14 protein-coding genes are annotated in these 13,124 nt (G+C 65.7%); all 14 read right to left on the bottom strand.

Translation table 11 applies throughout. The features are described 5' to 3' along the window. Positions 1–216 precede the first annotated feature (216 nt). Positions 217–648, bottom strand: coding sequence for a F0F1 ATP synthase subunit epsilon (locus UYS_RS0204065; RefSeq protein WP_016854220.1), 432 nt, complete (start codon positions 646–648; stop codon positions 217–219). Between the two features lie 24 nt (positions 649–672). Beyond that, positions 673–2,049, bottom strand: a complete 1,377-nt coding sequence (gene atpD, locus UYS_RS0204060; RefSeq protein ID WP_016854219.1) for a F0F1 ATP synthase subunit beta — start codon at positions 2,047–2,049, stop codon at positions 673–675. A gap of 66 nt (positions 2,050–2,115) precedes the next feature. Next, the gene (gene atpG, locus UYS_RS0204055; protein WP_016854218.1) at positions 2,116–2,997 is read right to left on the bottom strand and encodes a F0F1 ATP synthase subunit gamma; all 882 of its coding nucleotides are present in this window, start codon (positions 2,995–2,997) and stop codon (positions 2,116–2,118) included. 71 nt (positions 2,998–3,068) lie between these two features. Beyond that, entirely contained in the window at positions 3,069–4,613 is a 1,545-nt protein-coding gene (gene atpA / locus UYS_RS0204050) for a F0F1 ATP synthase subunit alpha (protein WP_016854217.1), read from the bottom strand. A 16-nt stretch (positions 4,614–4,629) separates the two neighbouring features. Beyond that, a complete protein-coding gene (locus UYS_RS0204045; RefSeq protein ID WP_016854216.1) occupies positions 4,630–5,169 on the bottom strand; it encodes a F0F1 ATP synthase subunit delta in 540 nt (179 codons plus the stop codon). A 14-nt stretch (positions 5,170–5,183) separates the two neighbouring features. Beyond that, the gene (locus UYS_RS0204040) at positions 5,184–5,654 is read right to left on the bottom strand and encodes a F0F1 ATP synthase subunit B (RefSeq protein ID WP_026068332.1); all 471 of its coding nucleotides are present in this window, start codon (positions 5,652–5,654) and stop codon (positions 5,184–5,186) included. Positions 5,655–5,729: 75 nt separating this feature from the next. Then, entirely contained in the window at positions 5,730–5,957 is a 228-nt protein-coding gene (gene atpE, locus UYS_RS0204035) for a F0F1 ATP synthase subunit C (protein WP_016854214.1), read from the bottom strand. Positions 5,958–6,015: 58 nt separating this feature from the next. After that, positions 6,016–6,840: a F0F1 ATP synthase subunit A gene (gene atpB / locus UYS_RS0204030; RefSeq protein WP_026068331.1), complete on the bottom strand. Its 825-nt coding sequence runs from the start codon at positions 6,838–6,840 to the stop codon at positions 6,016–6,018. Between the two features lie 14 nt (positions 6,841–6,854). Continuing rightward, a complete protein-coding gene (locus UYS_RS0204025; RefSeq protein ID WP_237738419.1) occupies positions 6,855–7,202 on the bottom strand; it encodes an ATP synthase subunit I in 348 nt (115 codons plus the stop codon). Positions 7,203–7,454: 252 nt separating this feature from the next. After that, the gene (locus UYS_RS0204020) at positions 7,455–8,381 is read right to left on the bottom strand and encodes a ParB/RepB/Spo0J family partition protein (RefSeq protein ID WP_016854211.1); all 927 of its coding nucleotides are present in this window, start codon (positions 8,379–8,381) and stop codon (positions 7,455–7,457) included. A gap of 37 nt (positions 8,382–8,418) precedes the next feature. Next, the gene (locus tag UYS_RS0204015) at positions 8,419–9,189 is read right to left on the bottom strand and encodes a ParA family protein (protein WP_016854210.1); all 771 of its coding nucleotides are present in this window, start codon (positions 9,187–9,189) and stop codon (positions 8,419–8,421) included. Positions 9,190–9,253: 64 nt separating this feature from the next. Then, positions 9,254–9,907: a 16S rRNA (guanine(527)-N(7))-methyltransferase RsmG gene (rsmG, locus tag UYS_RS0204010; protein ID WP_016854209.1), complete on the bottom strand. Its 654-nt coding sequence runs from the start codon at positions 9,905–9,907 to the stop codon at positions 9,254–9,256. Next, positions 9,904–11,799, bottom strand: a complete 1,896-nt coding sequence (mnmG, locus tag UYS_RS0204005; protein ID WP_016854208.1) for a tRNA uridine-5-carboxymethylaminomethyl(34) synthesis enzyme MnmG — start codon at positions 11,797–11,799, stop codon at positions 9,904–9,906. Before mnmG ends, rsmG begins: the two co-directional genes overlap by 4 nt. 537 nt (positions 11,800–12,336) lie before the next feature. Next, the gene (locus tag UYS_RS0204000) at positions 12,337–13,110 is read right to left on the bottom strand and encodes an amino acid ABC transporter ATP-binding protein (protein WP_016854207.1); all 774 of its coding nucleotides are present in this window, start codon (positions 13,108–13,110) and stop codon (positions 12,337–12,339) included. Positions 13,111–13,124 lie beyond the last annotated feature (14 nt).

Genomic DNA, 13,124 nt, shown 5'->3' with positions numbered 1-13,124 from the left:
CAGGCCTTCCCACCACTGACGCAGCGACGCCCACCCGTCCGGCACCGTTCTAGGCGTCGGCCGCCAGTGATCGGCGGGATCCTAAACGGCGGCCGGTGATGCCCACGCCGGGCGGCGATTCACCGCACCGTCGTCTCTTGCGGGGGATCGCCCATAAAAAAGCGCCCCCGACCGAGTCGGGGGCGCTGTCATCGCACGAGGCGGGGGCGCACAGCCTTAGCTGCTGCGACCCACCTTGCGACGCAGCTGCTGGATGGTCCGCAGCTGGGCCGCGGCCTCGGCCAGTTCGGCCGTGGCGCGGGTGTAGTCCATCTCGGCGGACTTGTCCTGCATCGCCTTGAGGGCCTGCTGGCGGGCCTCCTCGGCGGCGGCCTCGTCCAGGTCGTCGGCGCGCACGGCGGTATCGGCGAGCACGGTGACGACCTCGGGCTGGACCTCGAGGAAGCCGCCCGAGACATAGAAGTGATCCTCTTCACCTCCGCCACGGACGATGCGCACCGGGCCGGGGGCCAGTTCGGTGAGCAGCGGCGTATGCCCCGCCAATACCCCGAGATCCCCCGCGCGACCGGCCGCCACGACATGCTCGGCTTCGCCGGAGAAGATCGACGCCTCGGCGCTGACGATCTCGCACTTGAAGGTTTTCGTCATGATGACGTCTCCCAGGTGGAGGGATTACTTCATCTGGTTGGCTTTCTCGACGGCCTCGTCGATGGTGCCGACCATGTAGAAGGCCTGCTCCGGCAGCTCGTCGTACTCGCCGTCGAGGATGCCCTGGAAGCCACGGATGGTTTCCTTCAGCGACACGTACTTGCCGGGAGCGCCGGTGAAGACCTCGGCGACGAAGAACGGCTGCGACAGGAAGCGCTGGATCTTACGCGCCCGAGACACGGCCAGCTTGTCCTCGTCGGACAGCTCGTCCATGCCCAGGATGGCGATGATGTCCTTGAGCTCCTTGTAGCGCTGCAGCACGCCCTGCACGCCGCGGGCGGTCTTGTAGTGCTCCTCGCCGACGACCAGCGGATCCAGCTGACGAGAGGTGGAATCCAGCGGGTCGATGGCCGGGTAGATACCCAGCTCGGCGATGGAACGTGCCAGTACCACGGTCGCGTCGAGGTGCGAGAAGGTGGTGGCCGGGGACGGGTCGGTCAGGTCGTCCGCGGGCACGTACACCGCCTGCACGGAGGTGATGGAGCCGGTCTTGGTGGAGGTGATGCGCTCCTGCAGGACGCCCATCTCCTCGGCCAGGGTCGGCTGGTAACCCACCGCGGAGGGCATGCGGCCCAGCAGTGCGGACACCTCGGTACCGGCCAGGGTGTAGCGGTAGATGTTGTCGACGAACAGCAGCACGTCGCGGCCTTCATCGCGGAACTTCTCGGCGATGGTCAGGCCGGTCAGGGCCACGCGCAGACGGTTCCCGGGCGGCTCGTTCATCTGGCCGTAGACCAGCGACACCTTGTCGAGAACGTTGGACTCCTGCATCTCGTGATAGAAGTCGTTGCCCTCACGGGTACGCTCACCGACACCGGCGAACACGGAGTAACCGCTGTGCTCGGTGGCGATGTTGCGGATCAGCTCCATCATGTTGACGGTCTTGCCGACGCCGGCGCCGCCGAACAGGCCGACCTTGCCGCCCTTGGCGAACGGGCACACCAGGTCGATGACCTTGATGCCGGTCTCCAGCAGCTCGCTGGTGGCGGCCTGGTCGGCGTAGCCCGGTGCCTTGCGGTGGATCGGCATGCGCTCTTCTTCGCCGATCTCGCCCGCCTCGTCGATGGGCTCGCCGAGCACGTTCATGATCCGACCCAGGGTCTCCTTGCCGACCGGCACGGAGATGGCGGCCTGGGTGTTGGTGACGTCCATGCCACGCTTGAGGCCCTCGGTGGAGCCCATGGCGATGGTGCGCACCACGCCGTCGCCCAGCTGCTGCTGGACTTCGAGAACGGTCTCGGCATCCGAGACCTTCAGCGCGTCGTAGACCTTGGGAACATCGTCCCGCGGAAACTCTACGTCAATCACCGCGCCGATGATTTGTACGATACGTCCGCTCATCTTGGTTCCTCTCAAATACCTGCAAATGAAACCCGGTTGCCGGAAGGGATTCGCCCTTCCTCGGCGTTATACGGCGGCGGCGCCACCGACGATCTCGGAGATTTCCTGGGTAATGGCCGCCTGACGGGCCTTGTTGTACACCAGCTCCAGGTCGTCGATCAGATTGCCGGCATTGTCGGTGGCACTCTTCATGGCGATCATCCGCGCGGCCTGTTCGCAGGCCACGTTCTCGACCACCGCCTGATAGACCTGCGCCTCGACGAAACGCACGAGCAAGCTGTCCAGCAGCTCCTTGGCATCCGGCTCATACAGGTAGTCCCAGTTTCCGGGACGCTTGTTTTCTTCGTTCTGCTCTTCGGCACCCATCTCGGGCGACAGGGGCAGCAGTTGGCGAACCACCGGCTTCTGCGTCATGGTGTTGACGAATTCGTTGAACACCACGTACAGACGATCCAGCTTGCCCTCGTCGTAGGCGTCCAGCATCACCTTCACGCTGCCGATCAGCTCGTCGGCTTCCGGCGCCTCGCCCAGGCCGCTCTTGGCCGCGACCAGGCTGCCGCCGTACTTGCGGAAGAAGCTGGTGGCCTTGCTGCCCAATGCGCAGAAATCCAGCTCGGCGCCGTTGTCGCGCCAGGCCTTGGCCTCCTTGACGACGGCCTTGAACATGTTGACGTTCAGGCCACCGCACAGGCCGCGGTCACTCGACACCACGATGTAGCCGACCCGCTTGACCTCGCGATCCAGCATCCACGGATGCTTGTACTCGGGGTTGGCGTCGGCGACGTGGCCGACCACCTTGCGGATCTGCTGGGCGTAGGGCTGGCTGGCCTTCATCCGGTCCTGCGCCTTGCGCATCTTCGACGCAGCGACCATCTCCATGGCACTGGTGATCTTCTGCGTGTTCTTGATGCTGCCGATCTTGGTGCGTATCTCTTTTGCAGCTGCCATAGCGATCTACTCCGTTCGTGGCCCTCAGAAAGCTCCAGGGCCCGCTCCCCGGGGGGAGCGGGCCGGCGGGGTCACCAGCTCTGAGTGGCCTTGAACTTGTCGAGACCGGCCTTGAGGCCGCTCTTGATGTCGTCGCTGTAGTCGCCGGACTCATTGATCTTGTCGAGCAGCTCGGCGTGCTCGGCCTTCATGTAGTCCTGCAGGGCACGTTCGAAGTCCAGCACCTTGTTGACCTCGACGTCTTCCAGGTAGCCCTCGTTGGCGGCATACAGGGAGACGGCCATCTCGGCCACGGACATCGGCGCGTACTGGTTCTGCTTCATCAGCTCGGTGACGCGCTGACCGTGCTCCAGCTGCTTGCGGGTGGCCTCGTCCAGGTCGGAGGCGAACTGGGCGAAGGCCGCCAGCTCGCGGTACTGGGCCAGGGCCAGACGCACGCTGCCGCCGAGCTTCTTGACGATCTTGGTCTGGGCGGAGCCGCCGACACGAGACACCGAGAGACCGGCGTTGATGGCCGGACGGATGCCCGAGTTGAACAGATCGGTCTCGAGGAAGATCTGACCGTCGGTGATGGAGATCACGTTGGTCGGCACGAACGCGGAGACGTCGCCACCCTGGGTCTCGATGATCGGCAGCGCGGTCAGCGAGCCGGTCTTGCCCTTGACTTCGCCGTCGGTGAACTTCTCGACGTAGTCGGCGTTGACGCGCGCGGCGCGCTCGAGCAGACGGGAGTGGAGATAGAAGACGTCACCCGGGAAGGCTTCACGGCCCGGCGGACGACGCAGCAGCAGCGAGACCTGACGATAGGCCACGGCCTGCTTGGACAGATCGTCATAGACGATCATGGCGTCTTCACCGCGATCGCGGAAGTACTCGCCCATGGTGCAGCCGGAGTAGGCGGCCAGGAACTGCATCGGGGCCGGGTCGGCGGCGCCGGCGGCGACCACGATGGTGTGCTCCATGGCGCCGTGCTCTTCGAGCTTGCGCACCACGTTGGCGATGGTCGACTGCTTCTGACCGATGGCCACGTAGACACAGGTGACGCCGGTGCCTTTCTGGTTGATGATCGCGTCGATGGCGATCGCGGTCTTGCCGATCTGGCGGTCGCCGATGATCAGCTCACGCTGGCCGCGGCCGATCGGCACCATGGCGTCGATGGACTTGAAGCCGGTCTGGATCGGCTGGTCGACGGACTGACGGGTGATGACGCCCGGGGCGACCTTTTCCACCGCGTCGGTCTTGTCGGTGCCGAGCTCGCCCTTGCCGTCGATCGGGTTACCCAGGGCATCGACCACGCGACCGCGCAGCTCGGGGCCCACCGGCACCTCGAGGATGCGGCCGGTGCACTGGGCGGTCATGCCCTCTTCGAGCTGCAGGTAGTCGCCCAGCACCACGGCGCCGACGCTGTCGCGCTCGAGGTTCAGCGTCATGCCGTAGATGCCGCCGGGGAACTCGATCATCTCGCCGAACATCGCGTCGGTGAGGCCGTGGATCTGCACGATACCGTCAGACACGCTGACGATGGTGCCCTGGTTGCGGGCTTCGGTCGCGACATCCAGCTTCTCGATACGCTGCTTGATGATGTCGCTGATCTCGGAAGGATTCAGTTGCTGCATGCCATGTCCCTCAGACTCAGGCGGAAAGGGCCTCGTGGAGGCGGTTCAGTCGACCGCGCACCGACCCGTCGATGACGGTGTCGCCGGCGCGCAGGATGACGCCTCCCAGGAGGGTGGAATCCACCTGAGTGGTAATGGAGATTTCGCGGTTCAGACGCTTGGCCAGCGCGCTCGCGAGCTTGTCCTGCTGCGCTTCGTCCAGCGGGAAGGCAGAGACGATGTCGACGTCCATGCGCTTCTCCTGCTGGGCCTTGAGCAGCTCGAATTGCTCGGCGATGACCGGCAGGGCCGTCAGGCGACCCTGCTGTCCGACCAGACGCAGGAAGTTGCGCACGTCGTCGTCGACGGCATCGCCGCAGATCTCGACGATCGCATCCACCTTCTGTGCGCTGGAGAGTCGCGGGTTGCCCAGCACTCGACGGCGCATGTCGTCGTCTTCGACGACATGCGCCACGGTGGTGAGCATGCCGGACCAGTCCTCGAGCGCCTTACGTCCGACGGCGTGTTCGAAGGCCGCCTTGGCGTAGGGGCGAGCGACGGTAGACAGTTCCGCCATGGGTCACCTCCTCCTCAAAGCTCTTCGGCAAGTTGGTCAACGAGCTTGCCGTGCTGCTTCTCGTCGATGGAGGCTTCCAGGACTCGCTCGGCACCGACGATGGCGAGCCGCGAGACCTGACCACGCAGCTCTTCCTTCGCGCGGTTCACTTCCTGGTCGATCTCGGACTTGGCCTGGGCGATCATGCGCTCGCCTTCCTGGCGGGCCTGGTCGCGCGCCTCGTCGATCATCTGGGTGGACCGCTTGTGGGCCTGTTCCAGGATCTCGGCCGCTTGCTCCTTGCTTTCACGCAGGGTCTCGCTGGCCTGCTGTTCGGCCAGTTCGAGGTCGCGAGAAGCACGGCTGGCAGCATCCAGGCCATCGGCGATCTTCTTCTGGCGCTCATGGAGCGCGTTGCTGATCGGCGGCCACACGTACTTGGTGCAAAACCAGACGAAGATCGCGAAGGCGATCATCTGTCCGATAAGCGTCATGTTGATATTCACAGGGGCGTACCTCTGACAGATTCGTGGCGACCGGAAACAAGCAAACCGAGCGCAGCGCGCTCGGTATGCCAATCGTTAGCCGGCGACGACGAAGATCAGGTACATCGCGATACCAACGCCGATCATCGGCACGGCGTCCAGCAGGCCGGCCATCAGGAAGGTCTTGGTCTGCAGCTGGTTGCCCAGCTCCGGCTGGCGAGCGGTGGTCTCGAGCAGCTTGCCGCCCAGCAGAGCGAAGCCGATACCAGTACCCAGAGCGCCCAGGCCGATCATGAGGGAAGCGGCGATGTAGACGAGTTCCATGATGATACTCCTTACGAGTTGAGGTTAAGTTTCAAGGGTTTATCGGGTATTACGCGATTCAGTGATGCTCGTGAGCAGCGTTCAGGTAGACCACCGTCAGGACGGTGAAGATGAACGCCTGCAAGGTGATGACCAGGATGTGGAAGATGGCCCAGGGAACGTTGAGGGTCCAGGACACCCAGAACGGCAGCAGGGCGATCAGGATGAAGATCACCTCGCCGGCAAACATGTTACCGAAGAGACGCAGGCCAAGGCTGAGCGGCTTGACGAGCAGGCCAATGAGTTCCATCACCAGGTTGAAGGGGATCAGCAGCCAGTGGTTGAAAGGCGTCAGCGACAGTTCCTTGGCGAACCCTCCGAGGCCCTTGACCTTGATGCTGTAGTAGATGATCAGGCAGAACACGCCCAGCGCCATGCCCAGGGTGGCATTGGGATCGGTGGTCGGTACGAGCTTCATGTACTCGACCCCGAAGCGGGCGAACAGGGCGGGGGCGAAATCGACCGGCACCAGCTTGAGCAGGTTCATCAGGAAGATCCACACGAACAGCGTCAGCGCGATCGGCGCGATCAGCGGGTTCTTGCCCTTGAAGGCGCCGCGCACGGTGGATTCGATGAACTCGAAGACCATTTCGATGGCGTTCTGCAGCTTGCCGGGCACGCCGGTGGTCGCGGCCTTGCCGACCTTGCGGAACAGCCAGATGAACAGCGCGCCCATGGCCAGCGACCAGCCCATGGTATCCAGGTGAATGGCCCAGAACCCCATCTCCTGAGCCTCGCCCGCGGAGTGCGCGATGGACCAACCGTTCTCGGGGTGGTAGCCATATGTCAGGTTTTGCAGATGGTGCTGGATATACTCCACAGGAGTCGGGTTATTGCCTGCCATGAGCTGCCTCGATTTCAGTGGGGTAATGGTCGCGTGCCCAGCCAGGCGGCCAGCCAGTGAACGAACAGCATCACCACATAAACGCCAAAGAATAAAGCATGATTTGAGGGGGGCACTGCGATGAACACCATCGCGAACAGAGCCACCGTCAAACCAAACTTTCCCGCCTCCGCACGATAGAGGCCGCTCACCATCCGGCGCGCCTGGCGGCCGCCCCGATGACGAAACATTCGCCAGGCGAAGTAGCCGTTGGCGATCAGCGCCACACCGCCGCCCAGCAGGATCGAGACCGCGTCTCCCGGGCTCCCCAGGAGCCATCCCAGGCCGGACAGCGCACCGAGCATAGCAACCTGCGCGGCCATCAACCATCCGAGAATCGGGCGCCTGTACCTGGCTGCCATGGGATCTCCGTGCACGTTGCCGACATTGGGGCCGACGTCGGCGTCCCGTTTCCTCGCGCCGCCGTTCGCGGTAGCCAATGGCGAGCCCGGCGCGATTATAGGGAACCCCCTCGATGCCTTCAACCGATCGCGGGCCGATATCGCGCGAAAACGCCCCAGCTTACGACTAAAAGTCGATAAGTTTCGACAAACCGTTTAGCACCCTAATTGGGGCTACTTGATATGGCCGAGAATGCCGTCCAGCTCATCGAGGCTCGAATAGCGAATGGTCACTCGCCCCTTGCCGCCGCGGCCGTGCTGGATCTTCACCGGCGCGCCGAGCAGGTCCCCGAGGCGCGATTCCAGACGCGCCACATCGGGGCTCGCGGCCGGCGCCTCGGCCTTGGCCGGCTGTCCCTCGGCGAGTCGCTTCACCAGCGCCTCGGTGGCGCGCACCGTGAGGTCCTTGTTGACCACCTCGTGGGCGGCCTGGCGCTGCTTGGGGCCGGACAGCGCCAGCAGCGCCCGGGCATGCCCCATGTCCAGATCGCCGCGCTCGAGCAGCGTCTGCACCTCGGGGTCCAGCGCCAGCAGCCTCAGCAGGTTGGCCACCTGGGCCCGGGAACGGCCCACCGCGTCGGCGGCCTGCTGCTGGGTCAGTTCGAACTCGTCGAGCAGCCGCTTGAGCGCCAGCGCCTCCTCGATGGGATTGAGGTTCTCGCGCTGGATGTTCTCGATCAGGGCCAGGGCCAGGGCGACCTCGTCGGTGACCTCGCGGATCACCGCCGGAATGACGTCGAGCTCGGCCAGCTGCGCGGCCCGCCAGCGCCGTTCACCGGCGATGATCTCGTAGCGCTGCTCGCCGATCGGCCGCACCACGATCGGCTGCATCACGCCCTGGGCGCGAATCGAGTCGGCCAGCTCCTCGAGGGCCTCGGGCTGGATGTCGCGGCGCGGCTGGTACTTGCCGCGGGACAGCTGGCCAAGCGGCAGGCGCTCGAGCCGCTCGTCGGCGGCGGGGGCCATCGGCTCGGCGCCGTTGAGCTCGCCCTCCTCCGGCGCCTCTTCTGCCCCGGGCAGATCCAGGCTTTCGCGGCGGCGGGCGCCGGCGCCGATCAGGGCATCCAGCCCGCGTCCCAGAGCGCGTTGTTTGCGCGTCATCGAGTTCCCCTCATCGGTAAGCACCAAACGGTGTCGGCTACAGCGACAGGCGGCGAATCAGTTCCTTGGCCAGCACCCGGTGTGCCTGGCTGCCCCGCGAGAAGCGGGCGTACTTGGTGACCGGCAGGCCGTGGCTGGGCGCCTCGGCGACCCGCACGTTGCGCGGGATGGTGGTCTTGAGCAGGGCGTCGCCGAAGTAGTCGCGGAGCTGCTTGCTGACGTCGCGGGTCAGGCTGTTGCGGCCGTCGAACATGGTCCGCAGGATGCCATGGATCTCGAGGCCGGGGTTCACGCTGGCCTTGATCTGCTCAACGGTATCGAGCAGCGCCGAGAGCCCTTCGAGGGCGTAGAACTCGCACTGCAGCGGGATCAGCACGCCGTCGGCGGCGGTCAGGCCGTTGACGGTCAGCATGTTGAGCGACGGCGGGCAGTCGATCAGCACCACGTCGTATTCGCCGGCGACCTCGCCCAGCGCCTTGACCAGGCCCTGCTCGCGCCCTTCCTCGCGGTCGAGCAGCTCGACCTCGGCGGCGGTCAGGTCGCCGTTGCCGGGCAGCAGCGCGTAGCCGGCCTCGGGGCAGTCCAGGATCACCTCGGTGGCACGCTTCTCGCCCAGCAGCACGTCGAGCACGCTGCCGTCGAGGGAGTGCTTGTCGACGCCGCTGCCCATGGTGGCGTGGCCCTGGGGATCCAGATCGACCAGCAGCACGCGGCGCTCCAGGGAGGCCAGGCTGGCGGCCAGATTGACGGCGGAGGTGGTCTTGCCCACGCCACCCTTCTGGTTGGTCAAGGCGATAATCTTGGTCACGACGACATCCTTGCGTTGGGAGACAGGGTTCACGGCGGCGCCCGGCGGGCTCCCCGGGGGCGGCTCAGCGCTCGCCGGGGGCGCGCTCGAGGATCACCAGGCGGCGATCGCCGACCGAGAAGGGCACCCTCAGCGTATGGCGGGCCACCGCCGCGATCCCTTCCGGCAGGCCGGCGAGCTCGTCCTCCACGGCGGGCCCCTTCATCGCCAGCCACTGACCGCCCTTCCCCGGCAGCTCCCGGCTGAGGGCGAGGAAGTCCTCGAGGCTGGCGAAGGCCCGCGAGATGACCTGATCGAAGCCGCCGGCGGGGGCCTCGAAGGCCTCCACCCGGGCCTGCACGGGCGTGACCCGCGCAAGGCCCAGCTCCATCACCGCCTGACGCTGGAAGCGCACCTTCTTGCCGTTGCTGTCGAGCAGCGTGACGTCGAGCTCGGGCGCGAGAATCGCCAGCACCAGCCCCGGCAGGCCCGGGCCGGCGCCCACATCGAGCAGGCTCGGACCGGTCACGAAGGGCAGCACGGCGGCGCTGTCGAGCACGTGCCGAGCGACCATCTCCTCGGGATCGCGTACCGCGGTGAGGTTATAGGCGCGATTCCACTTGTGCAACAGGCCCACCAGGGCCACCAGCCGCTCGCGGCGATCCGCCGCCACGTCGAGGCCGAGCTCGGCCAGGCCGCGCTCGAGGCGGTCGTTCAGGATCGTATCGTTCGGGGTCATCCGTTGGCCACTCGGGTGTCGTCCAGCAGGCGTCGCTTCTTGAGGTGGATCAGCAGAATCGAGACCGCCGCCGGGGTCACGCCGGAGATACGACCGGCCTGGGCCAGGGTCTCGGGGCGCGTCTCGATGAGCTTCTGGCGGATCTCGTTGGACAGCCCCTCGACCTGCTCGTAGTCGAAGTCGTCGGGCAGCCGGGTGGCCTCGTGGCGCTTGAGCTTGTCGATCTCGTCCTGCTGACGATCGATGTAGCCCTGGTACTTGGCCTGGATCTGCACCTGTTCGGCGACGCGATCGTCCTCGACCGGCTCGCCGACCAGGCCCGCCACGTCGCCGTAGCCGAGCTCCGGACGCTTGAGCAGGTCCAGCAGGTTGTATTCGCGGGCCAGGGGCTGGCCGGTCTTCTCGGCCACGCGACCGGCGGCCTCGGTGCCGGGCTGCACCCAGCTGGCCTTGAGGCGCGCGCTCTCGGCCTCGATGCCCTCGCGCTTGGCGCTGAAGGCGGCCCAGCGGCGGTCATCGATCAGGCCCAGGCCACGGCCGGCTTCGGTGAGTCGCAGGTCGGCATTGTCCTCGCGCAGCAGCAGGCGATATTCCGCCCGCGAGGTGAACATCCGGTAGGGCTCCTTGGTGCCCAGGGTGATCAGGTCGTCGACCAGCACGCCGAGGTAGGCCTCGTCGCGCCGCGGCCACCAGGCCTCGAGCCCGCTGGCTCGACGGGCCGCGTTGAGGCCGGCCAGCAGCCCCTGGGCGCCGGCCTCCTCGTAGCCGGTGGTGCCGTTGATCTGCCCGGCGAAGAACAGGTTGTGGATAAATTTCGTCTCCAGCGAGTGCTTGAGGTCTCGCGGATCGAAGAAATCGTACTCGATGGCGTAGCCCGGACGGGTGATGTGGGCGTTCTCCAGGCCCTTCATCGAGCGCACGACCTGCAGCTGGACGTCGAATGGCAGCGAGGTCGAGATGCCGTTGGGATACAGCTCGTGGGTATCCAGGCCTTCCGGCTCGATGAAGATCTGGTGGCTCGCCTTGTCGGCGAAGCGATGCACCTTGTCCTCGATGGACGGGCAGTAGCGCGGCCCGACGCTCTCGATGCTGCCGGAGAACATCGGCGAACGATCGAGGTTGGCGCGGATGATCTCGTGGCTGCGCTCGTTGGTCTGGGCGATATGGCAGCTGATCTGGCGCGGGTGCATCTCGCGGCTGCCGAGATAAGACATCACCGGCGTCGGGGTATCGCCCGGCTGCTCCTCGAGCATCGAGAAGTCCACGCTCTTGGCATCGATGCGCGGCGGGGTGCCGGTCTTCAGACGATCGACGCGGAACGGCAGCGCGCGCAGGCGCTCGGCCAGGGCGTTGGAGGGCGGATCGCCGGCCCGGCCACCGCGGCTGTTGTCCAGCCCGATGTGGATAACCCCGCCGAGGAAGGTGCCCGTGCACAGCACCACGGTCTCGCCCATGAAGCGCACGCCGGTCTCGGTGACCACGCCGCGCACGGTGTCGCCGTCGACGATCAGGTCGCCGGCGGCCTGCTGGAAGATCGTCAGGTTGGCCTGGTTTTCCAGCATGCCGCGGATCGCCGCCTTGTAGCGCACACGATCGGCCTGGGCGCGGGTGGCGCGAACGGCGGGACCCTTGCGGGAATTGAGTACCCGGAACTGGATGCCGCCCATGTCGGTGGCGAGTCCCATGGCGCCGCCCAGCGCATCGATCTCCTTGACCAGATGGCTCTTGCCGATCCCGCCGATGGCGGGATTGCAGGACATCTGGCCGAGGGTCTCGATGTTGTGGGTCAGCAGCAGGGTCCGGCAGCCCATGCGAGCCGAGGCCAGGGCGGCTTCGGTCCCGGCATGGCCACCGCCGATGACGATGACGTCGAAGCGGTCGGGGTACTCCAAGGTTCACCTCGATCGGCGCCGTCGCGCCGAATGTTGCGGTTCAGGGGTCGAATCAGCCCGCCAGTATAACCCTCTTGTGGGTAATCGTCAGGGTTTTCCACACCCTCCAGGCTAATCCGCTTTCCGTCCGCCGAGACTTAAATAAAAAAACATATAGATAAAGAAGAAGTTCTGTTGTGGTAGTGATTACTGGTGTGGACATTTTCCGTGGATAACCGGCTTTACAACTTATCTATCAACAACTTGTAATGTTGACTGAAACAAGGACAAGGCGCGGACCGCCTGCGGAGGGCATGTTCGGGGGCTGTGGGTAACCCCTCGGGTTACCCACAAGCCGGCTCGGACACGGGTTGTCCACGGAGTTCTTCCGGGCTTGTCACCGCGGCTGTGAACAACCACCCCGATCTGTCCCCAGCCCCGCCATGGCCCGGCTGGACCGCCCATCGCGGAAAATCTTGTCCACAGGCCGAAAACGGCCAAAAAAAGGCCCCTGTCGCGGACGACAGGGGCCGTTGAGGCCGAGATGAACGGCGCTCGTCAGTGCTTGAGCACCCGGGACAGGAACTGCCGGGTGGGCTCGGCCTGAGGCGAATCGAAGATCGTCTCGGGCGGGCCTTCCTCGGCGATCTCGCCCTTGTGAATGAAGATCACCCGGTCGGCCACCTCGCGGGCGAAGCCCATCTCGTGGGTGACGATCAGCATGGTCATGCCCTCGTTGGCGAGCTCGCGCATGGCGTCGAGCACCTCGCCGATCATCTCCGGGTCCAGCGCCGAGGTCGGCTCGTCGAACAGCATCAGCCGTGGCTCCATGGCCAGCGCCCGGGCGATGGCCACGCGCTGCTGCTGGCCGCCGGAGAGCTGGGTCGGATACTTGGCGGCCTGGTCGGCGATGCCGACCCGGTCGAGCAGGCGCTCGGCGGTGTCGGTGGCCTCACGGTGGTCCATGCCGCGCACCTTCATCGGCGCCAGGGTGACGTTGTCCAGCACGCTCAGATGCGGGAACAGGTTGAACTGCTGGAACACCATGCCGACCTCGGTGCGGATCTTCTGCAGCGCCTGGGTGGCCTTGCCGTAGGGCTTGAGGGGATTGCCATCGACCTCCAGCTCGCCCTGCTGGAACTCCTCCAGGCCGTTGATGCAGCGGATCAGGGTCGACTTGCCGGAGCCGCTGGCACCGATGATCACCACCACCTCGCCGGGGGTGACCTCGAGGTCGATGTTCTTCAGCACGTGCAGGTCGCCGAAGGACTTGTTGAGCTTCTCCATGCGGACGATGCGCTCGCCGCCGGAGGGGGACGTCGGTTGGTTCATGTGCGTGTCTTCCT

The organism is Halomonas smyrnensis AAD6 (assembly GCF_000265245.1).
GTDB lineage: Bacteria > Pseudomonadota > Gammaproteobacteria > Pseudomonadales > Halomonadaceae > Halomonas > Halomonas smyrnensis.
This window is presented reverse-complemented; position numbering and strand designations above follow the sequence as displayed.